Genomic DNA, 25,417 nt, shown 5'->3' with positions numbered 1-25,417 from the left:
TTATTTCCCTCTATTTCCGGAGTGAATATTAATGTGCCGTTTCGGTGTCATGATTCTTAGGTTTTCAATATTGTAAACCTCTCCTCCGTTATTTATAAACTTAACATGATGAATTTCATATTTTTTCCTATCACCAATTTGCTCTATGGAAGGTGGGTATGGGGCTCGTTGATTTAGCATTTCGACGTAGTTAGTTTTATTAAACTGCCCAGATAGCTCAGGATCATTCGCAACCTCCTGCCAAAACGCTGCCCTAAATCTATCAAAACTACTGAACTTCCTGCCACGTAATTTATCGGCAATCTGTACTGGGATGGGTGCTCCCAGCCCCTTACCCGCCTCTGCCAACCAAACGCCTGCAACTTGCTGCCCACGACCGGTTACTTCACCCGGCTCATCCCGTGGCGTTTTAAGATAAATATACACCGGTTCCAGCCCCGACTCTGCTGGGAACCAAATGACGTAATCGTGGAAATCAATCTCCTCATGTGCAAGGAACGTCAGTGCTCGCTTTGTCGCCAGAAAAGTGATATCAGCCCCAGTATGCGACGGAACAACCGGCGCACTGGCAGGTTGTGGTAATACCGAGCTGATATCCATGCTGGGCGGTTGTACTGGAGTAAAAGTAAAGGTGCGTGGCGGCTGGCTGTCGGTGGTAAATGTATAAACACCATTTGACCTATCAAGCTGTGCTTGCCCGACCTTCACCTTAGCAGCAACATTTGCAGCTTGGGTTTTTACCGCATAAACACCGGTCCAATCATCCTTTTGGGCCATCAAAATTCGGACCGGAGAATCTACGTCACCTTGATGTAGTAACGGCGCGCCAAGGGATAATCCTATGTCCCTGAGAGAGAAACTACCGACTAATGGCGGCTGATTCGCTCCTTCCCTATCATTATCCGAATAGAAGCCCGTACCAATAATGACAGCCATTGGATCGGCCAACGAACTTGTGTCTATGCTGCGAAATCGCTCCGATACCCGCCGTAATGAGGTACCTAAATGATTAGCAACCTGAGGACTTAATGTTATAGCACCCGCACCGCCTGCGGCAAAACTGGGAGAATGTGCGCCCCCTGGCGGATGAGCAGGTAAGGAGAAGGTATTTTGGGGAGTGACAGCCTGCTGTCTGGCGAGGTAGGCTGCCGCCAGTCGCTCACGTTCAACACGCTGTCTGGCGGGTGCTTCTACAATCCACCGGGCTTCGGCCTCAACCAGTTGCGCCCTGACTACCTGTATATGCTGATCAGCATTGTTGACTTCATTCTTGGCCGTATTTAACTCATGCTGGGCCTGATTTATATTGTCTCGCGCCGTCGTTAAACGCCGATATATCCGTTCTAATGTCGCAATATTTGTATCACGGGCATGTTGCTCACCCTGACTTTCTGACTGAAAGGTATACAAAAGAGGGTACATGACCATCGGCCCCTTTTGTAAAAAATAGTCTCGCGCAACCGCTGAATTAATCGATATATCCATCTTAATGGTTGTTTTTGAGTATTCAAACCAAGCTATAAGGTATTCCTCCATCGGAAATTTTTCCGGGTTTAAGAATGACTTACCCTCAGCCGTCTCCTTGACTGCATGCAATATTGCCTCTTTTTCAGCCACAGTCTGAATGGCACGTTGTTTTTCAAATAGAGCCTGTTGCACTTGTGGATACTTCGCATCCCATTGTGCTTGTTTTTGCCGATTTTCCTCCTCCACCTGTTTAATCTGCTCTGGTATTAGCACTGTCGTGACTGAAATATAGACAGGGTCAGTGTTCGCTTCTGCGGGGAAGTAGACAATCGCGTCATGGCTGTTACTTCCCAGTGGAGAAAATACCGGTGTTACAGGGCTATCCCTCACCTCACTGACACCGCTTGGTTGCGCTGCCGTGGGAGGGGAAGAACTCGTATCAATATGGATGTGGATAGGTGGCATCCCATTGAGGATCTGAGCGGTAAATACCCCTGTCCGATCAGTGGGTTTAGCCTGTACTACTGGCACCGTAATCGGCACATGTTTGGATTTCACTACCGCGATTTTCTGCACACCATCCTGTACCACATCATGCAGCCGGACATTAGCCACTACTGCTGATTGTGTGGGTAATTGTGCCAATGGCACGCTGATGATGCGCTCGGCAGGCAGGGTGACGACCGTGCGCCGGGTCACTGACATATCATCTTTCGCGATTTCAGAGGGTGCCAGCAACATGCCAACAACCCCGGCGAACCGCCCGATATAAGGCGCCGCGTCCACAGCAAACATCGCCATCCGCGTAAGAGCCAGATCAAGTGCCGCAGCAACTACCTTTGGTTTAAGCAGCGTAAACCCCCCATTCACCAGCAACCAGTGATAGGGGAACGGCAACACCGGGGACTATTGCTACTTGTAGCTCTGGCCTTTGTGCCAGATTAGGGGGACTTGGAGGATTGCCGCGATGACGTGAACGGTTATTGCCACCTCGATTACCGCCAGAACGGCTACCGAACTTGCTTGGATTATAATTGCGAATAGCCCCATAGGGGGTTTGCGATACTCCCCACCCTCTACCTTTATTAGGATTTCCAGCACTAAGCCCTCTCGGCACGCCCTTGACGCCATCAGTTGAGCCACGGCGGCCCTGACCCATTACATTACTGTGTCCTTTTCCCATACTTTATTTCCTTATTTAAGTTTTTATAATTAACGAGAATATTGACTGCTAAACCTATTTATCTTTTTCACCTCCTTAACATTATTTAAATGTCATGAGTTTTATTCTTTAGCTTTGCCAGACCCACAAATAAAAACACCCCGCTAATTAGCGAGGTGCGTTATTACCTTCATAAGAATATTATGATTAATAGCGTTTAATACTGAGTTTGTCTGCGATGTGTTAAACCACGATTAACACCTTACAAGATTTTTTTCGGGCCGGGATAGCATTAATTTAATAAATTTTCGCCTGCAAGATATGGCTTAAATTTGAGATAAAAAAAAGCCGCTACCATTATTTAATGGCAGCGGCCTGTTTCACGCAGAGTTAAACGCCGCTAAAAACCTGACGGCGTCAAAGACAAAAGGGACTTAGCCCGCAACTGCAATACGCTTCATATCGGTCATATAGCCACGCAGTTTGTGACCTACGGCTTCAATTGGGTGGTTACGAATGGCTTCATTCACATCACGCAGTTGCGCGTTATCAACCGCAGTACCGGCAACGCTCTTACCCAAATCCCCTGCTTGCAGTGAATCCATGAATTTGCCTTTCAGCAACGGAACCGCCGCGTTCGCGAACAGATAGTTACCGTATTCAGCCGTATCAGAAATAACCACGTTCATTTCATACAAGCGCTTACGGGCAATGGTGTTGGCGATCAATGGCAGCTCATGCAGTGATTCATAATATGCAGACTCTTCGATGATACCGGAGTCAACCATAGTTTCGAATGCCAACTCAACACCGGCTTTCACCATGGCAATCATCAATACGCCGTGGTCGAAATATTCTTGCTCAGAGATTTTGCCTTCAAACTGTGGCGCATTCTCGAATGCTGTTCTGCCGGTCTCTTCACGCCAGCCCAGCAATTTAACATCGTCTTGCGCCCAGTCAGCCATCATACCGCTGGAGAAAGCACCGGAGATAATGTCATCCATATGCTTTTGGAACAACGGAGCCATGATTTCTTTCAACTGTTCAGACAGCGCATAAGCCCGCAGTTTAGCCGGATTGGACAGACGGTCCATCATCAGCGTAATCCCGCCTTGTTTCAGCGCTTCGGTAATGGTTTCCCAACCGAACTGAATCAGTTTCTCAGCATAAGCCGCGTCAGTACCTTCAGAAACCAGCTTATCGAAACACAGCAATGAACCGGCCTGCAACATACCACACAGGATAGTCTGCTCACCCATCAGATCAGATTTTACTTCCGCAACGAAAGAGGACTCCAACACACCCGCGCGATGGCCACCGGTTGCTGCCGCCCAAGCCTTGGCAATCGCCATGCCTTCGCCTTTAGGATCGTTTTCCGGGTGAACCGCGATCAGCGTCGGCACACCAAAACCACGTTTGTATTCTTCACGAACCTCAGTGCCAGGGCATTTCGGCGCTACCATCACAACGGTGATGTCTTTACGAACTTGCTCACCCACTTCAACGATATTGAAGCCATGAGAGTAACCCAGTGCTGCACCATCTTTCATCAGTGGCTGAACTGCCTGAACCACTGCGGTGTGCTGTTTGTCTGGTGTCAGGTTAACCACCAAATCAGCCTGTGGGATCAACTCTTCGTAAGTGCCTACTTTGAAGCCATTTTCAGTCGCTTTACGCCATGAAGCACGCTTCTCGGCAATCGCTTCTTTGCGCAGAGCGTAAGCCACGTCCAGACCAGAGTCACGCATGTTCAAGCCTTGGTTCAGACCTTGTGCGCCACAACCGACGATCACCACTTTTTTACCGTTCAGGTAGCTTGCTTCATCGGCAAATTCGTCACGTGCCATAAAGCGACACTTACCTAATTGCGCCAACTGCTGACGCAGGTTCAATGTGTTGAAATAGTTAGCCATGGTATTACTCCGTTCGGGTTCTGTTTTGTGGGTGCAGCTATTTATTTTGGTTACTGCAAACGAATATTGTGTTTGTGTAGCTAATGTTGTGTGTTGCTGTTTTTCACATCCCCTGTCTGGTCCGGGGATTATCTTGGATTCACTATATGACAGGAAACACATTGCTGAAATTGATATATTAACAATGTGACGTTGCAAATTCTGCAATACAGTTTATTTCTTATGCAATACAATAGCTCTTCTCACCTAAGAGGCTGTCTGTTATGGATTTACGTGACCTGAAATTGTTTCTGCATTTGGCTGAAAGCCGCCACTTTGGCCGCACGGCTAAAGCTACACACGTCAGTCCATCCACCCTATCACGCCAGATTCAGCGGCTGGAGGAGACGCTCGGACAGCCCCTGTTTTTACGAGACAACCGCACGGTGCAACTGACCGATGCCGGTACACAGCTCAAGGCTTTTGCTCAACAGACATTGCTACAGTACCAGCAGCTGCGCCATGCCTTGGGTCAGCACGGGCCATCACTCAGTGGCGAACTGCGGCTATTTTGTTCAGTCACCGCCGCCTATAGCCATTTACCCCCCATTCTCGATCGTTTTCGCGCACGTCATCCGTTGGTTGAAATCAAACTCACTACCGGTGATGCCGCCGATGCGGTAGATAAAGTGCAATCGAATGAGGCTGATCTCGGTATTGCTGGTCGCCCTGAAGTGCTCCCCACCAGCATCGCCTTTACCCAGATTGGCGAGATTCCGCTGGTTTTGATTGCGCCAGCCCTGCCTTGCGCAGTGCGTTCACAGGTCTCGGTGGAACAGCCCGATTGGGCCACGGTCCCCTTTATTTTGCCTGAGCATGGCCCATCACGAAAACGCATTGATTTGTGGTTCCGCCGCCAGCGCATCAGTAACCCATTGATTTATGCTACGGTTTCCGGCCATGAAGCAATTGTATCAATGGTAGCATTGGGCTGCGGTGTGGCACTGATCCCATCAGTGGTGGTGGATAACAGCCCGGAACCGGTGCGCAACCGCATTTCCTTGCTGGATGATATCTCGTTGGTCGAGCCATTTGAGCTGGGTGTGTGTGTGCCCAAAAAACGGCTCAATGAGCCGTTGATCGAAGCATTTTGGGGGCTGCTGTAGTTTACAATCGTGAAGCGTAATTTATGGCGGGAACAAGATTCCTCAGCCCCAGAGTTAAAGGATTACACATAGTCGCCTCCACAGGAGCAGGAGCGCTCTCTTTGGTAGGGAAACTGTTTATCGAATCGGTCAGTTGGCAGGTGTCGCTTTGCAAGTTGTTGGTAATGTTTACGTTGGGATAGGTATCAACCAGGTTATAAGTGATTTCACCAGCAGCATTAGTTTTCTGTTCAGCGCGGTGCGTTATATTATTTTTAGCATCGAAACTTTGTTTTACTACCACTGTTTCGCTCAATTGTACTGCCTTTTTAACTGGGTCATAACTAAAACTTTCAACGACCCTCTTAGTCATATTATTGTTAGAATCAAAGTGCTCGATAGCCTGATTTATCGTATTGGTAGCTGCATCAAAGGTTTTCATTTTAACCGTCTTATTGCTTGCAGCATCAATGTATTCTCTTGTTACAATTTGCCTAACGATCTCCCCTTTGCGACGCGTTGTTTCAATTGTTGTCGTCCCATCACGCATTGAATAAGACCGAATTGAGTTTTGCAGGGGATTCAAACGGTTACTTAGCGGTGTAGGGGGGATGTAGTCAGGCGCCGATGATTTAATTGATGCTTTAATCAAGGCTAATGTTTCACTCATATAAAAACTCCATATATTATTCAAACCATGAAAAATAATCATTCAACGACATGGTTATTAACTGCGATATTATTCATCTCAATTAATAAATCCACAGATGATATTACACTGCACTAATACTGAATTTCATTTGGAATGCTTATTTTTGAGAATATATAAGAAGATTAAATATAACTAAGTGGAAATAAAAAACTCAGCGCTTATTAGCCCTGAGTTTTATTGTGGTTGATAGGTATTCACCGCCACTTCATCCAGCCAAAACTTAACCCGCCAAAAAGAACTTAAACGCCGGGTTGTTGGTTTCATCATGGCAATCATAGCCCAAAGCGGCCAAGTGCTCTTCAAATTGCGGCTCAGAATCTGACAACTCAAACCCTGCCAATACCCGACCAAAATCAGTGCCATGGCTACGATAGTGGAACAAAGAGATATTCCAGTGCGTACCTAATGTATGCAAGAACTTCAGCAATGCGCCCGGTGATTCAGGGAATTCAAAGCTGTACAGCCGCTCACGCAATGGTTTGGAAGGTCGACCACCCACCATATAACGCACATGCAGTTTGGCCATCTCGTCGTCAGATAGGTCCACCACCTGATAATCTTTTGCCTGTAGCTCAGCCAATATCTCTGCCCGCTCGGCATAGCCGCGCGTCAAACGTACCCCTACGAAAATGCAGGCATTATCGGCATCCGCATAACGGTAGTTGAATTCAGTGACCGAACGCCCCCCCAGCAACTCGCAGAAACGGAGAAAACTGCCTTTTTTCTCGGGGATAGTTACGGCCAGCAAAGCTTCACGCTGCTCGCCCAGCTCACAACGTTCTGACACATAGCGCAGGCCGTGGAAGTTCACGTTAGCACCGGACAGCACATGGGCCAGACGTTCGCCTTTGATATTATGCTGCTGAACATACTTTTTCAGGCCCGCCAGCGCCAAAGCACCAGAAGGTTCGGCGATGGCACGCACATCTTCAAATAAATCTTTTACTGCCGCACAGATAGCATCACTGTCGACGGTTATCACCTCGTCCAAATACTCTTGGCACAGGCGGAATGGCTCATCGCCAATACGTTTAACGGCGACACCCTCGGCAAATAACCCAACACGGGCCAGGTCAACCGGCTTGCCCGCATCCAGTGCGGCACGTAAACAAGCTGAGTCTTCCGCTTCAACCCCGATCACTTTAATCTGCGGCATCAGTTGCTTGATAAGCACCGCCACACCGGCCACCAGCCCACCGCCACCGACCGGGACAAAAATCCGATCAAGGTGTGCGTCTTGCTGGAGTAACTCCATCGCCAGCGTCCCCTGCCCGGCGATAACGGCCGGATGGTCAAACGGCGGCACAAAGGTATAACCCTGCTGCTGGGATAACTCGATAGCTTTGCCTTTGGCTTCATCGAAATTGGCACCGAACAGCAGCACCTCACCACCAAAACCGCGCACGGCATCCACTTTGATGTCAGCGGTTGCTACCGGCATCACGATAAGTGCCTTGATACCCAGCTTACTGGCTGAGAGGGCGACACCTTGCGCATGATTACCGGCAGAGGCGGTTATCACACCACAGGCTTTCTGCTCTTCTGTCAGACCCGCCAGCATCGCATAAGCACCACGCAGCTTAAAACTGTGCACTGGCTGGCGATCTTCACGTTTAACCAAAATAGTATTAGCCAGGCGGGAAGAGATTTTTTCCATCACTTGCAACGGGGTGACTTGCGCCACCTCATACACCGGCGCGCGCAATATCGCCCGCAGATATTCTGCCCCGCAAGGGGCAGCAGATAAGGGTTGTGATACCGCCATGGGTATTAGCCTCCCAGCTTACTTTTGTCGCGCACAGCACCTTTGTCGGCGCTGGTTGCCAGCAGAGCATAAGCGCGCAGTGCATAAGAAACCTGACGTTCGCGGGCTTTAGGCGACCAGGCAGCATCGCCACGGGCTTCTTCAGTTTCACGACGAGCGGTCAGCTCAGATTCGCTCACATCCAACACAATGCCACGGTTCGGGATATCGATATCAATGAAATCGCCATCCTGCACCAGACCAATCAGGCCGCCACTGGCCGCTTCTGGTGAAACATGACCAATCGACAAACCAGACGTCCCGCCGGAGAAACGGCCATCAGTCAGCAAAGCACAACTCTTGCCTAATCCCATGGATTTCAAATAGGTGGTCGGATAGAGCATTTCCTGCATCCCCGGCCCACCTTTTGGCCCTTCGTAACGGATAACGACCACGTCACCCGCCACAACTTTACCGCCGAGAATCGCTGCTACCGCATCATCCTGACTCTCATACACTTTTGCCGGGCCACGGAAGGTCAGGCTCTCTTTATCCACACCGGCGGTTTTAACAATACAACCGTTCGCGGCGATATTGCCGTACAGCACAGCTAAACCGCCGTCTTGGCTGTAAGCATGTTCGCGAGTACGGATACAACCCTCTTCGCGGTCAGTATCCAGTGATGGGAAGCGGCAATCCTGCGAGAAGGCTTTAGTGGTACGAATACCCGCCGGGCCCGCGGCGTACATCTGCTTGACCCCTTCGTCACCGGTAAGCATCACGTCATAGGTTTCCAGCGTATCGGTCAGATTCAGCCCCAACACATTACGCACCTCGCGGTTAAGCAAGCCAGCCCTGTCCAGTTCGCCTAAAATACCCATAACCCCACCTGCACGGTGCACGTCTTCCATATGGTATTTCTGCGTGCTCGGCGCGACTTTACACAAATGAGGCACCTGACGAGATAAACGGTCGATATCGCTAATATCGAAATCAACCTCCCCTTCCTGTGCTGCGGCCAGTAAGTGCAGCACGGTGTTGGTCGAGCCGCCCATCGCGATATCCAGCGTCATAGCGTTTTCAAATGCGGCTTTGTTCGCGATGCTGCGCGGCAAGGCACTAACATCATCCTGTTCGTAATAACGTTTAGTCAGCTCAACAATGTGCTTACCAGCATCGAGGAACAGTTGTTTACGGTCAGCATGGGTCGCCAACAGTGAACCGTTACCTGGCAGCGCCAGACCCAGCGCCTCATTTAAGCAGTTCATCGAGTTGGCAGTAAACATCCCCGAGCAGGAACCACAGGTCGGGCAGGCAGAGCGTTCAATCTGCTCACTGTCGGCATCACTGACATTCGGGTTTGCGCCCTGGATCATGGCATCCACCAGATCCAGTTTGATGATTTTATCGGACAGCTTGGTTTTACCCGCTTCCATCGGGCCGCCGGACACAAAGATCACCGGAATATTCAAACGCAGAGACGCCATCAGCATCCCTGGGGTAATTTTGTCGCAGTTAGAGATACACACCATGGCGTCCGCGCAATGAGCGTTAACCATGTATTCTACGGAGTCGGCAATCAATTCACGTGAAGGCAGTGAATAGAGCATGCCGCCGTGGCCCATCGCGATCCCATCATCCACCGCAATAGTGTTGAACTCTTTAGCCACGCCGCCAGACGCTTCAATTTGCTCCGCTACCAGCTTGCCTAAGTCGCGCAAATGAACGTGGCCCGGTACAAACTGGGTAAATGAGTTAACCACTGCAATAATCGGTTTGCCGAAGTCATCATCGGTCATACCGGTAGCGCGCCACAGTGCACGAGCGCCGGCCATATTGCGGCCATGAGTGGTGGTATGGGAACGGTACTTAGGCATTGTCTCTTCACTCCAATGTATTCTGTGTTGCAGGTGGCGAACGAACCACCTGCTGATTCTGTCTGTCAGTTTTTATTGATTATTGATTGATTGGATCCAGCCAACCGTACTTATCTTCAGTTTCACCGGTGAACAGGCCAAAGAATGCTTGTTGGATCTTGGTGGTAACCGGGCCACGTTTACCAATACCGACCTGAATACCATCCACGCTGCGTACCGGGGTAATTTCTGCCGCAGTACCGGACATAAAGACTTCATCCGCCAAATAGAGAGATTCACGTGACAACACTTGCTCACGCACTTCCAGACCCATATCTTTCGCCAGTTTGATAATCGCATCACGGGTGATACCCGGCAGGGCTGAAGAGGTAAACGGCGGCGTGAACAGGATGCCATCTTTTACTTCAAATAGGTTTTCACCCGCACCTTCAGACAAGAAGCCATGAATATCCAGCGCAATCCCTTCCTGATAGCCGTGACGGCGTGCTTCGCTACCCACCAACAAGGAGGACAGGTAGTTACCACCGGCTTTTGCCGCAGTTGGAATGGTATTTGGTGCCACACGGTTCCATGAGGACACCATGGCATCAATGCCTTGCTCCAACGCTTCCGCACCCAGATAAGCACCCCATGGGAACGCGGCGATTATCACATCTGTTTTATAGCCATCTGGCGGGTTCACACCCATACCGACATCACCAATAAACACTAACGGGCGGATATACGCGCTGGTCAGATTGTTTTTACGCAATGTCGCACGGCAGGCTTCCATCAGCTCATCAACCGACTGGGAAACCGGCATACGATAAATTTTAGCTGAGTCATGTAAACGCTGCATATGTTCGCGGTGACGGAAAACTACCGGCCCTTTGTGGGAGTCGTAGCAACGGACACCTTCGAAGACTGACGTGCCGTAGTGTAACGCGTGAGACATCACGTGAACTTTAGCCTCTGCCCACGGAACCATGTCACCGTTAAACCAAATAAAATCAGCTTTCTTCGTCATTCTTTTCTTTCCTTGTGGCGCATCAGGCGCGTATCTGTAATGTATTAGGTTGTAGGATCTCGACGCAGGCGACATCCATAAGCTTACTTAACTGAGAAGACAGTAAATCGACAGGTCGCCCGCTGGCAACGGTCAATTCAATATTAATATTCTCAGCATTACTCATTGGCGACATATTCATAGCACAAACCTGGAAGCCACGGTGCCGCACAACCCGCAATACACGCTCTAACATTTCAGGGCGGAAGCGGGCTTGGATAGAGATTTGATGTTGGATAGAGGATTGATGGTGCATCATGAGATTTTCTCCAGCATGGTTTCATTACCTGCGCCTGGCGGCACTAACGGCCAAACGTTTTCGAGTTCGTCGATGGAAACCTGGAGCAGATAAGGGCCTTCGCTGTTAAACAGCGCATCCAGAGCGGCGTCGACTTGGTCTTTGCGGGTGATACGTTGGCCGGGGATATTAAACGCACTGGCCAGTGTGATGAAATCGGGGTTATCAGAAAGATTGGTTTCGCTATAACGTCCATCAAAAAACAGTTGCTGCCACTGTCGAACCATACCCAATCGCTGGTTATCTAATAATACGATTTTCAGCGGTAACTGTTTTCGTTTTATCGTGCCCAACTCCTGAACATTCATCATAAACGAACCGTCACCGGAGATACAGATAACCATGTCATCAGGACGGGCCATTTGTGCGCCAACCGCGGCCGGCACACCAAAACCCATCGTGCCCAAACCGCTGGATGTGATGAAATTCTCAGGTCGGGTAAAGTTCATATGCTGCGCCGTCCACATCTGGTGCTGGCCCACATCGGTAGTCACTACCGCTTGCGGTGCTTTGCGTTCAGATATCTGCTTCAGTAACAACGGAGCATAAATTGCCTGGCCAGGGTGATCGTAGCGCCAGCTATGCTGGTGTTTCAATGCCATGACCTCATCACGCCACGGCTGGATATCCAACGGTTGCTGTAATGCGGGCAGCAATACTTTCAAATCGCCCTGCAACGCGACATGCGCCTGACGCAATTTACCCAATTCAGCCGGGTCGATATCCATATGGATAACTTTTGCTTTTGCGGCGAATGTATTCAGCTTGCCGGTGACACGGTCATCAAACCGCGCGCCAACCGCTATCAATAAATCGCAATCCTGCACCGCAAAGTTTGCGGCTTTAGTGCCATGCATCCCCAGCATACCCAGATAGCACGGATGATTAGTATCCGGTGCGCCTAAACCCTTCAGAGTGGCAACCGCAGGAATACCCGTTACCTCGATAAAAGCACGTAAAGCAGGAACGGCCTGTGCCATGCCAACCCCGCCACCGACATACAACATCGGTTTTTGCGCGGTTGCCAGCATATCCCAGGCTTGTTGTAACTCGGCAGCAGAATCAACAAGATGCTCTTCAACTGGCATCAGGTGCGGGGTTAAATCACCCACAGCTAACTGAATATCCTTCGGAATATCGATTAAAACCGGTCCAGGACGGCCACTGGTAGCAATGGCAAACGCCTCCGCCATGATACCAGGCAACGCCTCTAATGATTCAACCAGAAAACTGTGTTTGGTACAGGCAAGTGACAAACCCAATACGTCAATCTCCTGAAAAGCATCAGTACCGATTAAAGCAGACCCCACCTGACCGGTGATAGCAATGACCGGCACTGAATCCAGCAATGCATCAGCCAAACCGGTGATCAGATTAGTGGCTCCAGGGCCAGAAGTGGCAATACACACCCCGACTTTACCGGTTGCACGGGCATAGCCAATGGCAGCAATCGCAGCACCTTGCTCATGGCGGCAGAGCAAATGCTCGACACCACCATCATACAAAGCATCGTAGACAGGCATTATTGCTCCACCCGGATAGCCGAATACCGTATCAACACCCTGCGCACGCAACGCTTGAACCACCCACTGAGCACCATTCATAGTTATTTCCCCGACCTTTCGCGGGAGGCACAGGATTTTATTCTGTTGTGCATTTTATGTTCCTCGCGTCTTTAACGTACCAATAAAAAAACCCCCGGACCTTTCGGTGCGGGGGTTCTCTTGAGATTAAGGCTTGATTTTTATGCCTTTATTCGTCCAAGTGCAGCCCCGCACGGTGGGATAATAATCACCACCACGCTAATTAGGACTAGGTTAATCACTTGGACAATCGCTTTCATAATTAGGTTGTTCATCTGTCAGTGTCGAACGAATACCTACAGAGTTATCACAGTTATTGGTTATCTGACAATATTTATTTAAATTATTATTCTGTGAGCCGCTACACGATATGACACAAATATATTATTTATCAATTAGTAATACTCATATCAGTAGTTTGGCCATTTTTTGCGTACCGTATCGCAATTTTTAATTTTGATACTTCCCTTGCAGCGAAATTTCTCGCGAGCGTTCGCAAATCAATTCTTTTTCGCTGTACTCAAAAAAGACCTAGGGCACACTGCTGCGGCTACCTCATATCTCAGCCCGGTCGATTAATAAAAGTCCCGGTAGCCCTAAGGACACATCACGGCAAAGGAAAGCAGCATGTCACTGGCAACCATTCATACCCGCGCCACATTAGGCATTCAGGCCCCACCGGTTACAGTAGAAGTTCATATCAGCAATGGGCTCCCCGGATTGATTTTGGTTGGATTACCGGAAACCACCGTAAAAGAGGCTCGAGATAGGGTTCGGAGCGCATTAATCAACAGTGGATTCACCTTTCCGGCGAAACGTATCACTGTTAGTTTGGCACCGGCAGACTTGCCGAAAGAGGGTGGCCGCTATGATCTCCCTATCGCTTTAGCAATACTGGCAGCGTCAGAACAGATTCCTGCGGATAAATTAACCCACTATGAGTTCTTGGGTGAGTTAGCTCTATCAGGGGCGCTAAGGCGGGTTAGCGGCGCAATTCCGGCAGCACTCGCCAGTAGCCAAGTTCAGCGGCAATTAATTCTTCCGGTCGCGAATAATCTTGAGATAGGTCTTATTCCACAAGGTAACAGCCGGGTTGCCGATCACTTGTTAGCCGTGTGCGGTTTTTTACAGGGTGAAAATACCCTTGATCAGGGCCAGCTAGTTGAATCTACACCAGAGTGGGATAGCAGCCTCGACCTGCAAGATATCATTGGGCAGTCACAGGCTAAGCGAGCCTTAGAAATTGCTGCGGCGGGGGGCCATAACCTGCTATTACTCGGGCCACCAGGAACGGGCAAAACGATGCTGGCAAATCGGTTAACTGGATTATTGCCGCCGCTGACGGATCAAGAGGCATTAGAGGCCGCGGCCATTAACGGTCTACTGCACAGTAACGTGCTACCCGCCCAATGGCGTTGCCGGGCTTTTCGCGCCCCCCACCATAGCGCCTCAATGGCGGCACTGATTGGCGGTGGTTCTATTCCACGCCCCGGTGAAATCTCATTGGCGCACAATGGTGTACTCTTCCTGGATGAATTACCTGAATTTGAACGTCGGGTGCTGGATTCACTGCGCGAGCCACTGGAATCAGGCGAAATTATCATTTCTCGTGCAGCGGCTAAAGTGTGCTTTCCTGCCAAAGTGCAACTGATTGCCGCAATGAACCCCAGCCCCAGCGGCCATTATCAGGGTGTCCATAACCGTACACCGCCACAACAGATTCTGCGCTATCTGGCAAAATTGTCGGGGCCGTTTCTGGACAGGTTTGATTTGTCGATAGAGGTGCCATTGCTGCCATCAGGTATGCTGGGGGCTCAGAAACATCAAGGGGAAAGCAGTGAAACGGTCAGGCTACGAGTATTGCAGGCAAGGCAGAGGCAATTGGATCGAGCAGGGAAGATAAATTCTCAGCTTAATAGCCAAGAAATTGCCGAATATTGCTCCCTCACTCCTGAGAATGCGGCCTTTCTGGAGCAAGTTCTGCTGACGCTGGGTTTGTCGGTACGCGCCTGGCACCATATTTTAAAAGTAGCGCGGAGCATTGCCGATCTCGCTCAGGAGAATTACATCCAAAGAAATCATCTTTCGGAAGCACTGAGCTATCGTTGTATGGACCGGCTGCTGTTGCAGTTACACAAGAGCCTGATGTAAATAGGGGAGAAAAAAATCCACTATTATCAAACACCTCTCTGATATCCAAAGTCATTGGAATCGCAGGTAGGCAGCAAGCAAACGCATCCCGATGAGCTTACTCAAGTAAGTGATTCAGGTAAGAGCGCGCCGCTAACACCCCTGTGGTTCCACTAACGAAGAGTATTATCCAAAGTCATTGGAATCGCAGGTAGGCTGCAAGCAAACGCATCCCGATGAGCTTACTCAAGTAAGTGATTCGGGTAAGAGCGCGCCGCGAACACCCCTGCGATTTCAAGGACGAAGGATAAGAGGGGATTAATCGTCGCTATCGGTATAATCTTCCACCGCATCCATCTGCGGCTTGCCGCCTGATAGAGTATGGAATCGTTTAGGACGACGAGTTCGGGTCACATATTTGGACCAGACTTTCTCCTCGGCACTGACGGGCTCACGTTCGCCGCGACAAACAGCAACAAACAACTGTTCTTCTTCCGTTACAGGCTGGCGTTTTCCGAGATCGAGTTCGTTGAAGGCGTAGCCATGGCGCTCTAGTAATTGCGCCTCTTTAATGGTGAAATCGCCGTGGCGCGAGAACCCGCGAGGATAATGCTTATTATCAAAAAAACGATTGGTCGTGATGAAGCTATCCGCCATCTGACACGCTCCTAATTCTCTCATGGTCGTGCTGTTTATGGCGCGGAGTATTAGATAGGCTTGACAGCGTGTAAAACAAAACATTTAAATCTTAACGACAAAAAAAATTGGAGATGGGTTTGGATACCGAATTACTGAAAACCTTTTTGGAGGTCAGTAGGACTCGCCACTTTGGTCGCGCTGCTGAATCTTTGTACTTAACACAGTCGGCGGTAAGTTTTCGTATCCGTCAGTTGGAAAATCAATTAGGTGCAAATTTATTCACTCGTCATCGCAATAATATTCGTCTGACACCTGCGGGAGAACGTTTGGTGCCTTACGCAGAAACACTGATGAGTACCTGGCAACTAGCCAAAAAAGAGGTTGCTCACTCACTACAGCATACCGAGTTGTCCATTGGTGCAACCGCCTCACTGTGGGAGGCATACCTCACTCCGTGGTTGCAACAATTATATAAACAACGAGAGGCATTGCGCCTTGAGGCGCGGATTGCACTGCGGCACTCGCTGGTGAAACAGTTGCACGAGCGGCAACTGGATTTATTGATAACGACCGAACCGCCTAAAATGGATGAACTGGCAAGCCAACTGTTAGGGCATTTTTCGCTGCGACTATTTTCTTTTGAGCCGATTGATTTATCGAAAGAAACTGAGCCAGACGCCGAGCATAAAAATGCAAATGAGGCACCTTACATCAAGCTTGAGTGGGGAGCTGATTTTCATCAGCAAGAGAATAGATTGCTGGAGAGCGAGCAAATGCCGGTATTAACGACCACATCGGCACATTTGACCCGGCAGCTATTGGAAACCACCGGTGGCTGTGCTTTCCTGCCCGAACACTGGCAAAAAGAATACCCTCAATTGGCCATGAACGCTGATATGCCAGCTATTGTGCGGCCACTGTATGCTGTTTGGTTGCAAAACAGTGACCAGCAAACATTGATTCGACAACTGTTAAAAACACCGATGAATAACGCAGCTCAGAGCGCTATACGGGATTAAGTGGCGGCGACTGAGGGCGAGCACGCCGGTTCAGATAAAAAGCACTCATCGCCTTCTGAATCGCAATAAAGCTAAATAATAATATTCCGATGACAATTTTGGTCCACCATGAGCTAAGTGTGCCATCGAATGTGATATAGCTCTGAATCAACCCCTGAATCAAGACGCCAAACAGCGTGCCGAAAACTGTCCCGATACCACCGGTAAGTAATGTGCCACCGATAACGACTGCGGCAATGGCATCTAGCTCAACACCACTGGCTGCTAATGCATAGCCAGCAGAGGTATAGAGTGAGAAAACGATTCCCGATAGCGCGGCTAACGTGCTCGATAACATATAAATTTTAATTGTCGTTTGCCTGACAGGAACACCCATCAGTCCAGCAGAAACGCTATTACCGCCAATGGCATAAACATTATGACCAAAGCGGGTTCGATGAGCCAACAGAATGCCAAATGCCACAACCATTAGCATGATGAAGGCTAATAATGTGAATCGCCCGCCACCAGGAACTTTCCAGGCATAATTCGCCAGCGTGGCATAAAGTGGGTGATCAATAGGTATCGACTCTTCAGAGACGATAAAACTCATACCACGAACGAAGAACATCCCAGCCAGAGTAATAATAAACGCAGGGAGTTTCAGAGAATCAATAATCCATCCCATCAATGCACCAAACATCGCCCCCATAACTAAGACAATGGCAAAAGCATACATTGGGTGAATACCATAAGTTCCGATTAACTTAGCCAATAACACGCCGGTAAATGCAATTACCGACCCAACCGATAAATCGATGCCGCCCGATAGAATAACGAAAGTCATCCCTACAGCGACGATGCCCAGAAAAGCATTATCAGTCAGTAAATCACACCACACTCGGGTGGAGGAGAAACTGGGGAACTGACTGAGACAAAAAGCGTATCCCAGAATAAAAACGGCGATAGTAATCAGCAAAGGAATATTGCGCTTTAACATTATTTTCGCCTCGTGAAGATATGGCTAAATGAGATCATCGGTGACTGCACAATCAAGACGGCTAATACCACAATAGCTTTAAGGACCAGGTTAAATTCTGGCTGATAGCCTGAAAGTAAGATCCCTGTATTCATCCCTTGAATAATCAAAGCGCCAATAACCGAAAGCAAAAGATTAAACCGCCCTCCCATTAAAGATGCACCACCAATGACTACCGCCAGAATTGCATCCAGCTCCAGCCATAAACCAGCATTGTTAGCATCGGCACCACGAATATCTGCCGTCACAATAATGCCAGCGACCGCTGCACAGATACCACAAATCACATACACGGCAATCAGCACCAAGCGAGTACTCACTCCCGCATTACGTGCTGATCGTAAGTTGATACCAACGGACTCAATGAATAGACCCAGTGCTGTTTTTCGGGTCAATAACCACACTATAATCAACATACTAAATGCGATGACTACTGACATCGGCAAATACATCAGCGTGCTGCTACCCAACTTCGCCAAGCCACCTGTATCAAATGTAACAATCTGCCCCTCAGTAATAAGCTGGGCTATCCCCCGTCCTGCCACCATTAACATTAAGGTGGCCACAATCGGTTGGATTTGTAATACCGCCACTAAGAAACCGTTCCATAAACCACATAACGCGCCAACCGCAAGGGCGGCGACTAATACCGTGGGTAAAGGATATCCAGCACTGGTCAGTGTGGCTGCAGTTGCACCGGCTATTGCCATTACCGCACCAACCGACAAATCAATGCCGCCAGTAGCAATGACCAGTGTCATACCTAATGCCAGTAAAGCAACGGGAGCACCGCGATTTAGAATATCGATGACACTGCCAAACAACCGTCCATCCTGAATATGGATCGAGAAAAAGTTCGGGGCGACTAAACTATCAATCAATAAAATGACCGCCAGAGCACCAAATTGAGTGGCACCTTTCGGCAAGACCCATTTAACTTTGCGCGGTCGTTGCGGCATTGACAGGCTCCTATTAACCATGAAGTAACTCCTTATTGCACCGCGATCGCCTGCATGATGGCAGGAACGGAAATCTCATCGTGACCGAGTTGTGCAATATGTCGACGGTCACGCAGAACAATGACGCGATCGGCATAACCTGCCAATTCCTCTAATTCGGAAGAGATAATTAACAGTGCCAGCCCTTCATCACACAGTTTCTCAATCAGCCGAATAATTTCAGCATGCGCCCCCACGTCAATACCGCGCGTTGGCTCATCTAAAATCAAAAATCGAGGTTTTGTGGCAAGCCAGCGCGCTAATAAAACTTTTTGCTGGTTTCCACCGGAGAGATACTGAATTTGTTGCTCAGGGCCAGGAGTACGAATACCAAGCTGCTGAATGAATTGCTCAGCAATTTGCGTTTGTTCCCGCATTGAAAGTGGCCTTAGCCATCCGCGCTGGGCCTGTAAGGCCAGAATAATATTCTCCCGAACTGTTGCAGCACCGACGATGCCATCAGTTTTACGATCTTCTGGGCAATAGCCAAAACCGAATTTTGATGCCGTGCGTGGTGTTCGGATCTTAACGGGCTTGCCTTGTATTTTGGCCTCCCCAGTATCCGGTGTCGTAACACCAAAAATTAATTGCGCAGTCTCGGTGCGCCCAGACCCCAATAGCCCAGCAAGTCCGACAATTTCACCAGGAGAAACAGCCAAATCGAAGTTTTCCACCACACCCCGCCGACCATAGTTTTTAAACTCAACCAGTGGGTTGCTTGCCACAATATTATGTTCACCACGTTTGAGTAATTGCTCATCAAAGCTATGACCCAACATCATCTGAACCAATTCGATACGGGGAAGTTCTGCGGTTGTTTTAGTGCCAACAAGTTTGCCATTGCGTAAGACAGTAATACGATCACTGATCCGATAAACCTGATCGAGGAAATGCGTCACGAATACCATACCGATACCCTGATCTCGTAACTGACGCAAAATATCCAGCAACATACTGACTTCTTTAGCATCTAAACTTGCCGTTGGCTCATCCAGAATAAGTACTTTTGCTGATAGATCGACCGCACGAGCAATGGCGACAATCTGTTGTATTGCAATAGAAAAGTTAGCTAACGGTTGCTGCACATCTAATGTAAGACCATAGCCCGTTAGCAGCTTTTCTGCCTGTAGATTCATTGTGCGATGGTCAATTAGCCCCCAACGTAATGGCTCACGGCCAATGAATAGATTTGCCGCAACAGATATATTGGGCAGCAAGTTGACCTCTTGATAAACAGTGCCAATCCCCAGTTTCTGGGCATCCGCAGTATCAAGGGGACAAATGGCCTTACCATCTAAATAAACTTCACCGGCGGCCCGCTTATAGACCCCAGTTAATGCTTTGATTAAAGTCGACTTTCCTGCACCATTTTCCCCTAACAATGCGACAACTTCACCGCGAAGCAGAGAAAAATCGACAGAGTCCAATGCCTTAACACCAGGAAATTCAACTGACAAGCCACGGACTTCTAGCAGTGTTTCCATCAGATGTACCCACGTTCAAAAACGACTCAGATATTGCCCAAATACAGGTGACGAAAGCAGGCGGGGCAAGCCCCGCCATTTGAATCAATAACCAAGGCTCTTCTTAGATTCGTATTCCTGTTTAGCCGTATCAGGCTGTAACAGACGAGATTCTGTCTGGATAAACTTAGGCGGTTGGGTGCCATCTTTCTTCAGCGCAATTAATGCATCGAAAGCAGGGCCTGCCATATTCGGTGTCAACTCAACAGTAGCATTAGCCTCTCCGCTACTCATCGCTTTAAAAATATCAGGAACGCCATCGATGGATACAATTTTGATCTCTGAACCTGGTTTCAACCCGGCTTCTTTAATGGCTTGAATGGCACCTATCGCCATATCATCGTTATGTGCATAGACAGCACAGATGTTCTTACCGTTTTGCTCCGCTTTAATGAAACTCTCCATTACTTCTTTGCCTTTACTCCGTGTGAAATCCCCGGACTGAGAGCGAATTATTTTTACGTTAGGTGCCGACGCTATCCCGTCAGCAAAACCTTTCTTACGGTTAATAGCCACACTCGAGCCAACAGTGCCTTGTAGTTCAACAACATTACAAGGTTTACCTGCCACATCTTTCAGTAGCCACTCACCAGCGACTTTACCTTCATATACACTGTCTGAAGCCACTGCGGCGGTGTACAGGGAGGGGTCATTCACCTCTATCATTCGGTCAAGCAGGAATACCGGGATTTTAGCTTCTTTCGCTTCCTGCAAAACCGGTGTCCAACCCGTTGCAACCACAGGAGCAATAAAAATGGCATCAACACCCTGAGCAATAAACGATCTAACAGCCTTGATTTGGTTCTCTTGTTTTTGTTGAGCATCCGCGATTTTTAATGTAATACCGCGCTTTTCAGCCTCTTGTTTAGAAACCTTAGTTTCCGCAGAGCGCCAACCGGACTCTGAACCAATTTGAGAAAAACCCACGACTAGCGGAGCCGCTTGGACTGCACTACACATTGCCGCTGTTACAGCTGCTGCTAACAGTAAACGCCTGTACATATTTCTCTCCTCACTTGTCATCGTCGAGCCGCTGACTCACTACCATTCCGAAGAACAGTTAAGGTAATCATTCAGGTCATTTACTGTCCTGAGCATCGGCCAATTTGCAAATTATGTTGTTCTAAAAGCATATGATGTTTTTTAAGGTGAGCTTCCTGATAGCTAAAATGTTAATTAGTTTTAGTACATTTTGTAAAAGTAATAATGAGCAACGTCACACCACAGAATAACAATCGTTTTGTACATAAATTCAGCTAAATAGGTATGCATTGGGAACGTTACCTTTTAAAACTTTGTCAGGTTTAAAAAAGAACTGTTGTTAATGGCAGAATATTGTTCGAACAAAAAGATCTTTTCGGAATTGGTAAAATGGATGGAAAATATGAGGGAATAGAGGCCAGAACAGAGGTCAAGATAAAAGCAGAACTATGTTAAAGAAGTAGTGTAAGTGTATCGACGTATCGTAAATGTACTAATTACGATTTTTGGGCATAAAAAAACCCCTCGCTTTCGCGAAGGGCTATTTATATGGCAGGGGCGGAGAGACTCGAACTCGCGACACCCGGTTTTGGAGACCGGTGCTCTACCAACTGAGCTACGCCCCTAAATTATGCTTAACATTATGCCTGCTAAGATAAGCAGGCATAATTTAAATAAGTGGCGGAACGGACGGGGCTCGAACCCGCGACCCCCTGCGTGACAGGCAGGTATTCTAACCAACTGAACTACCGCTCCACCGATTCTTTTACGCGTATCTTCCCGATACTTACCCTTGACAGGGCCAGCGCTCCGCGCTGTGCAAAACCGCTCTAAGCGATTTTGTCAGTTACCAGATGTCACTCTGGTAACTCGTGTTTGATGCCTGGCAGTGTCCTACTCTCGCATGGGGAGACCCCACACTACCATCGGCGCTACGGCGTTTCACTTCTGAGTTCGGCATGGGATCAGGTGGGACCACCGCGCTAAGGCCGCCAGGCAAATTCTGTCTAAACTAACCCGCTATGCAATCCTGCACACAGCCAGCCAGCCCAATCTCGGAACTTCGCTGAAAATTTCTATCTCTCAATCTAAAACACCTTTGGTGTTGTAAGGTTAAGCCTCACGGATCATTAGTACTGGTTAGCTCAATGCATCGCTGCACTTACACACCCAGCCTATCAACGTCATAGTCTTTAACGTTCCTTCAGGGGGCTTAAAGCCCCAGGGAAGACTCATCTCGAGGCAAGTTTCCCGCTTAGATGCTTTCAGCGGTTATCTCTTCCGAATTTAGCTACCGGGCAATGCCATTGGCATGACAACCCGAACACCAGTGATTCGTCCACTCCGGTCCTCTCGTACTAGGAGCAGCCCCTCTCAATCTTCCAACGCCCACGGCAGATAGGGACCGAACTGTCTCACGACGTTCTAAACCCAGCTCGCGTACCACTTTAAATGGCGAACAGCCATACCCTTGGGACCTACTTCAGCCCCAGGATGTGATGAGCCGACATCGAGGTGCCAAACACCGCCGTCGATATGAACTCTTGGGCGGTATCAGCCTGTTATCCCCGGAGTACCTTTTATCCGTTGAGCGATGGCCCTTCCATTCAGAACCACCGGATCACTAAGACCTACTTTCGTACCTGCTCGAGCCGTCACTCTCGCAGTCAAGCTAGCTTATGCCTTTGCACTAACCTCACGATGTCCGACCGTGATTAGCTAACCTTCGTGCTCCTCCGTTACTCTTTGGGAGGAGACCGCCCCAGTCAAACTACCCACCAGACACTGTCCTCACCCCGGATCACGGGGCCGAGTTAGAACATCAAACATTAAAGGGTGGTATTTCAAGGTTGGCTCCATGCAGACTGGCGTCCACACTTCAATGCCTCCCACCTATCCTACACATCAAGGCTCAATGTTCAGTGTCAAGCTATAGTAAAGGTTCACGGGGTCTTTCCGTCTTGCCGCGGGTACACTGCATCTTCACAGCGAGTTCAATTTCACTGAGTCTCGGGTGGAGACAGCCTGGCCATCATTACGCCATTCGTGCAGGTCGGAACTTACCCGACAAGGAATTTCGCTACCTTAGGACCGTTATAGTTACGGCCGCCGTTTACTGGGGCTTCGATCAAGAGCTTCGCCTTGCGGCTGACCCCATCAATTAACCTTCCAGCACCGGGCAGGCGTCACACCGTATACGTCCACTTTCGTGTTTGCACAGTGCTGTGTTTTTATTAAACAGTTGCAGCCAGCTGGTATCTGCGACTGGCTTCGGCGCCGGGAGCAAGTCCCATTACCTAATGCCAGCGTGCCTTCTCCCGAAGTTACGGCACCATTTTGCCTAGTTCCTTCACCCGAGTTCTCTCAAGCGCCTGAGTATTCTCTACCTGACCACCTGTGTCGGTTTGGGGTACGATTTAATGTTACCTGATGCTTAGAGGCTTTTCCTGGAAGCTTGGCATCAACTACTTCACCACCGTAGTGGCTCGTCATCACACCTCAGCGTTGATAAGCAACCGGATTTACCAAGTCGCTCCGCCTACATGCTTAAACCGGGACAACCGTCGCCCGGCTAGCCTAGCCTTCTCCGTCCCCCCTTCGCAGTAACACCAAGTACAGGAATATTAACCTGTTTCCCATCGACTACGCTTTTCAGCCTCGCCTTAGGGGTCGACTCACCCTGCCCCGATTAACGTTGGACAGGAACCCTTGGTCTTCCGGCGTGCGGGTTTTTCACCCGCATTATCGTTACTTATGTCAGCATTCGCACTTCTGATACCTCCAGCAACCCTCACAGGTCACCTTCAACGGCTTACAGAACGCTCCCCTACCCAACAACACCTAAGTGTCGCTGCCGCAGCTTCGGTGCATGGTTTAGCCCCGTTACATCTTCCGCGCAGGCCGACTCGACCAGTGAGCTATTACGCTTTCTTTAAATGATGGCTGCTTCTAAGCCAACATCCTGGCTGTCTATGCCTTCCCACATCGTTTCCCACTTAACCATGACTTTGGGACCTTAGCTGGCGGTCTGGGTTGTTTCCCTCTTCACGACGGACGTTAGCACCCGCCGTGTGTCTCCCGTGATAACATTCTTCGGTATTCGGAGTTTGCATCGGTTTGGTAAGTCGGGATGACCCCCTAGCCGAAACAGTGCTCTACCCCCGAAGATGAGTTCACGAGGCGCTACCTAAATAGCTTTCGGGGAGAACCAGCTATCTCCCGGTTTGATTGGCCTTTCACCCCCAGCCACAAGTCATCCGCTAATTTTTCAACATTAGTCGGTTCGGTCCTCCAGTTAGTGTTACCCAACCTTCAACCTGCCCATGGCTAGATCACCGGGTTTCGGGTCTATACCTTGCAACTAGACGCCCAGTTAAGACTCGGTTTCCCTACGGCTCCCCTATTCGGTTAACCTTGCTACAAAATATAAGTCGCTGACCCATTATACAAAAGGTACGCAGTCACCCAACAAAGTAGGCTCCCACTGCTTGTACGTACACGGTTTCAGGTTCTATTTCACTCCCCTCGCCGGGGTTCTTTTCGCCTTTCCCTCACGGTACTGGTTCACTATCGGTCAGTCAGGAGTATTTAGCCTTGGAGGATGGTCCCCCCATATTCAGACAGGATGTCACGTGTCCCGCCCTACTCATCGAGTTCACAGCAAGTGTGTTTTGGTGTACGGGACTATCACCCTGTACCGTGCGACTTTCCAGACGCTTCCACTAACACACAAACTGATTCAGACTCTGGGCTCTTCCCCGTTCGCTCGCCGCTACTGGGGGAATCTCGGTTGATTTCTTTTCCTCGGGGTACTTAGATGTTTCAGTTCCCCCGGTTCGCCTTGCATGGCTATGTATTCACCATGCAATAGTGCAACGAATTGCACTGGGTTTCCCCATTCGGGTATCGTCGGTTATAACGCTTCATATCAGCTTACCGACGCTTTTCGCAGATTAGCACGCCCTTCATCGCCTCTGACTGCCTAGGCATCCACCGTGTACGCTTAGTCGCTTAACCTCACAACCCAAAGGTGTTTCTTATGTTCAAGTCGGTTGCGCGTCGTCAATACAGCGTTGTGCGGTACTCGGAATGCTCATGAACATGAAGTTCACTCCGCTTCCTCCGTGCCGTACGCCTTGCCTTCACTTAGCTCACGCGACTCTCTTCATCAGAATGCACATTGG

At 49.2% G+C, this 25,417-nt stretch carries 18 protein-coding genes, 2 tRNA genes, 2 rRNA genes and 1 pseudogene; 4 read left to right on the top strand and 19 right to left on the bottom strand.

The genetic code is table 11. The features are described from left to right. The 3 genes from A6J66_017945 to A6J66_017935 form a co-directional block, all read right to left on the bottom strand. Entirely contained in the window at positions 1-2,367 is a 2,367-nt protein-coding gene (locus tag A6J66_017945) for a colicin transporter (GenBank protein ID PNM25884.1), read from the bottom strand. Positions 2,368-2,379: 12 nt separating this feature from the next. Next, a complete protein-coding gene (locus tag A6J66_017940) occupies positions 2,380-2,598 on the bottom strand; it encodes a hypothetical protein (GenBank protein ID PNM25883.1) in 219 nt (72 codons plus the stop codon). 465 nt (positions 2,599-3,063) lie between these two features. Further along, positions 3,064-4,542 (bottom strand): ketol-acid reductoisomerase, encoded by a 1,479-nt coding sequence (locus A6J66_017935; protein ID PNM25882.1) that lies wholly within the window; start codon positions 4,540-4,542, stop codon positions 3,064-3,066. A gap of 263 nt (positions 4,543-4,805) precedes the next feature. Between A6J66_017935 and A6J66_017930 the strand changes: the two genes are divergently transcribed. Further along, positions 4,806-5,687, top strand: coding sequence for an HTH-type transcriptional activator IlvY (locus A6J66_017930; protein PNM25881.1), 882 nt, complete (start codon positions 4,806-4,808; stop codon positions 5,685-5,687). 1 nt (position 5,688) lies between these two features. On the opposite strand, the gene A6J66_017925 is transcribed toward A6J66_017930, so the two are convergent. The 7 genes from A6J66_017925 to A6J66_017895 all read right to left on the bottom strand — a co-directional run bounded on the left by A6J66_017925 (position 5,689) and on the right by A6J66_017895 (position 13,185). Continuing rightward, positions 5,689-6,336, bottom strand: a complete 648-nt coding sequence (locus A6J66_017925; protein ID PNM25880.1) for a hypothetical protein — start codon at positions 6,334-6,336, stop codon at positions 5,689-5,691. A gap of 262 nt (positions 6,337-6,598) precedes the next feature. Then, on the bottom strand, positions 6,599-8,143 hold the full coding sequence (gene ilvA, locus A6J66_017920) for a threonine ammonia-lyase, biosynthetic (GenBank protein PNM25879.1): 1,545 nt from the start codon (positions 8,141-8,143) through the stop codon (positions 6,599-6,601). Between the two features lie 5 nt (positions 8,144-8,148). Next, positions 8,149-9,999, bottom strand: coding sequence for a dihydroxy-acid dehydratase (locus A6J66_017915; protein PNM25878.1), 1,851 nt, complete (start codon positions 9,997-9,999; stop codon positions 8,149-8,151). A gap of 79 nt (positions 10,000-10,078) precedes the next feature. Continuing rightward, positions 10,079-11,005: a branched-chain amino acid transaminase gene (locus A6J66_017910; protein ID PNM25877.1), complete on the bottom strand. Its 927-nt coding sequence runs from the start codon at positions 11,003-11,005 to the stop codon at positions 10,079-10,081. Between the two features lie 22 nt (positions 11,006-11,027). Then, the gene (locus A6J66_017905; protein PNM27066.1) at positions 11,028-11,300 is read right to left on the bottom strand and encodes an acetolactate synthase 2 small subunit; all 273 of its coding nucleotides are present in this window, start codon (positions 11,298-11,300) and stop codon (positions 11,028-11,030) included. Next, positions 11,300-12,946, bottom strand: a complete 1,647-nt coding sequence (locus A6J66_017900) for an acetolactate synthase 2 catalytic subunit (protein ID PNM25876.1) — start codon at positions 12,944-12,946, stop codon at positions 11,300-11,302. Before A6J66_017900 ends, A6J66_017905 begins: the two co-directional genes overlap by 1 nt. A gap of 140 nt (positions 12,947-13,086) precedes the next feature. Further along, positions 13,087-13,185, bottom strand: a complete 99-nt coding sequence (locus A6J66_017895) for an ilv operon leader peptide (GenBank protein ID PNM25875.1) — start codon at positions 13,183-13,185, stop codon at positions 13,087-13,089. A gap of 21 nt (positions 13,186-13,206) precedes the next feature. Between A6J66_017895 and A6J66_017890 the strand changes: the two are divergent. Both A6J66_017890 and A6J66_017885 read left to right on the top strand, forming a co-directional pair. After that, positions 13,207-13,411 (top strand): annotated as a pseudogene (locus tag A6J66_017890) (hypothetical protein). Positions 13,412-13,552: 141 nt separating this feature from the next. Further along, positions 13,553-15,076, top strand: coding sequence for an ATP-dependent protease (locus A6J66_017885; GenBank protein ID PNM25874.1), 1,524 nt, complete (start codon positions 13,553-13,555; stop codon positions 15,074-15,076). Positions 15,077-15,373: 297 nt separating this feature from the next. On the opposite strand, the gene A6J66_017880 is transcribed toward A6J66_017885, so the two are convergent. Further along, positions 15,374-15,712, bottom strand: a complete 339-nt coding sequence (locus A6J66_017880; GenBank protein ID PNM25873.1) for a DUF413 domain-containing protein — start codon at positions 15,710-15,712, stop codon at positions 15,374-15,376. A 119-nt stretch (positions 15,713-15,831) separates the two neighbouring features. On the opposite strand from A6J66_017880, the gene A6J66_017875 reads away from it, so the two are divergent. After that, positions 15,832-16,713: an HTH-type transcriptional regulator HdfR gene (locus A6J66_017875; GenBank protein ID PNM27065.1), complete on the top strand. Its 882-nt coding sequence runs from the start codon at positions 15,832-15,834 to the stop codon at positions 16,711-16,713. On the opposite strand, the gene A6J66_017870 is transcribed toward A6J66_017875, so the two are convergent. The 8 genes from A6J66_017870 to A6J66_017835 all read right to left on the bottom strand — a co-directional run bounded on the left by A6J66_017870 (position 16,700) and on the right by A6J66_017835 (position 25,259). After that, positions 16,700-17,692, bottom strand: a complete 993-nt coding sequence (locus tag A6J66_017870; protein PNM25872.1) for a sugar ABC transporter permease YjfF — start codon at positions 17,690-17,692, stop codon at positions 16,700-16,702. The two genes, A6J66_017875 and A6J66_017870, sit on opposite strands and share 14 nt — an antisense overlap. Further along, positions 17,692-18,711 carry an ABC transporter permease gene (locus A6J66_017865; protein PNM25871.1) on the bottom strand — a complete coding sequence of 340 codons (1,020 nt, stop codon included), beginning with the start codon at positions 18,709-18,711 and terminating at the stop codon, positions 17,692-17,694. The genes A6J66_017870 and A6J66_017865 overlap by 1 nt, the downstream gene beginning before the upstream one ends. 11 nt (positions 18,712-18,722) lie before the next feature. Then, positions 18,723-20,213 carry a sugar ABC transporter ATP-binding protein gene (locus A6J66_017860; protein PNM25870.1) on the bottom strand — a complete coding sequence of 497 codons (1,491 nt, stop codon included), beginning with the start codon at positions 20,211-20,213 and terminating at the stop codon, positions 18,723-18,725. Positions 20,214-20,297: 84 nt separating this feature from the next. Next, positions 20,298-21,254, bottom strand: a complete 957-nt coding sequence (locus A6J66_017855; GenBank protein PNM25869.1) for a sugar ABC transporter substrate-binding protein — start codon at positions 21,252-21,254, stop codon at positions 20,298-20,300. A gap of 529 nt (positions 21,255-21,783) precedes the next feature. Then, a tRNA-Trp gene (locus A6J66_017850) sits at positions 21,784-21,859 on the bottom strand. A gap of 53 nt (positions 21,860-21,912) precedes the next feature. Continuing rightward, a tRNA-Asp gene (locus A6J66_017845) sits at positions 21,913-21,989 on the bottom strand. 125 nt (positions 21,990-22,114) lie between these two features. Beyond that, positions 22,115-22,230, bottom strand: a 5S ribosomal RNA gene (gene rrf, locus A6J66_017840). Between the two features lie 91 nt (positions 22,231-22,321). Further along, positions 22,322-25,259, bottom strand: a 23S ribosomal RNA gene (locus tag A6J66_017835). Positions 25,260-25,417: the final 158 nt, after the last annotated feature.

It is taken from the genome of Yersinia enterocolitica, assembly GCA_002082245.2.
GTDB classification, from domain to species: Bacteria; Pseudomonadota; Gammaproteobacteria; order Enterobacterales; family Enterobacteriaceae; genus Yersinia; species Yersinia enterocolitica_E.
The sequence above is the reverse complement of the archived record's forward strand: the minus strand, read 5'-3'. Positions and strand labels throughout refer to the sequence as shown.

Excerpts from the sequence above, each read along its gene's own strand:
- A6J66_017940 (PNM25883.1), bottom strand. The coding sequence starts at position 2,598 with ATGGCGTCAAGGGCGTGCCGAGAGGGCTTAGTGCTGGAAATCCTAATA.
- A6J66_017935 (PNM25882.1), bottom strand. The coding sequence starts at position 4,542 with ATGGCTAACTATTTCAACACATTGAACCTGCGTCAGCAGTTGGCGCAA.
- A6J66_017930 (PNM25881.1), top strand. The coding sequence starts at position 4,806 with ATGGATTTACGTGACCTGAAATTGTTTCTGCATTTGGCTGAAAGCCGC.
- A6J66_017925 (PNM25880.1), bottom strand. The coding sequence starts at position 6,336 with ATGAGTGAAACATTAGCCTTGATTAAAGCATCAATTAAATCATCGGCG.
- ilvA (PNM25879.1), bottom strand. The coding sequence starts at position 8,143 with ATGGCGGTATCACAACCCTTATCTGCTGCCCCTTGCGGGGCAGAATAT.
- A6J66_017915 (PNM25878.1), bottom strand. The coding sequence starts at position 9,999 with ATGCCTAAGTACCGTTCCCATACCACCACTCATGGCCGCAATATGGCC.
- A6J66_017910 (PNM25877.1), bottom strand. The coding sequence starts at position 11,005 with ATGACGAAGAAAGCTGATTTTATTTGGTTTAACGGTGACATGGTTCCG.
- A6J66_017905 (PNM27066.1), bottom strand. The coding sequence starts at position 11,300 with ATGCACCATCAATCCTCTATCCAACATCAAATCTCTATCCAAGCCCGC.
- A6J66_017900 (PNM25876.1), bottom strand. The coding sequence starts at position 12,946 with ATGAATGGTGCTCAGTGGGTGGTTCAAGCGTTGCGTGCGCAGGGTGTT.
- A6J66_017895 (PNM25875.1), bottom strand. The coding sequence starts at position 13,185 with ATGAAAGCGATTGTCCAAGTGATTAACCTAGTCCTAATTAGCGTGGTG.
- A6J66_017885 (PNM25874.1), top strand. The coding sequence starts at position 13,553 with ATGTCACTGGCAACCATTCATACCCGCGCCACATTAGGCATTCAGGCC.
- A6J66_017880 (PNM25873.1), bottom strand. The coding sequence starts at position 15,712 with ATGGCGGATAGCTTCATCACGACCAATCGTTTTTTTGATAATAAGCAT.
- A6J66_017870 (PNM25872.1), bottom strand. The coding sequence starts at position 17,692 with ATGTTAAAGCGCAATATTCCTTTGCTGATTACTATCGCCGTTTTTATT.
- A6J66_017865 (PNM25871.1), bottom strand. The coding sequence starts at position 18,711 with ATGGTTAATAGGAGCCTGTCAATGCCGCAACGACCGCGCAAAGTTAAA.
- A6J66_017860 (PNM25870.1), bottom strand. The coding sequence starts at position 20,213 with ATGGAAACACTGCTAGAAGTCCGTGGCTTGTCAGTTGAATTTCCTGGT.
- A6J66_017855 (PNM25869.1), bottom strand. The coding sequence starts at position 21,254 with ATGTACAGGCGTTTACTGTTAGCAGCAGCTGTAACAGCGGCAATGTGT.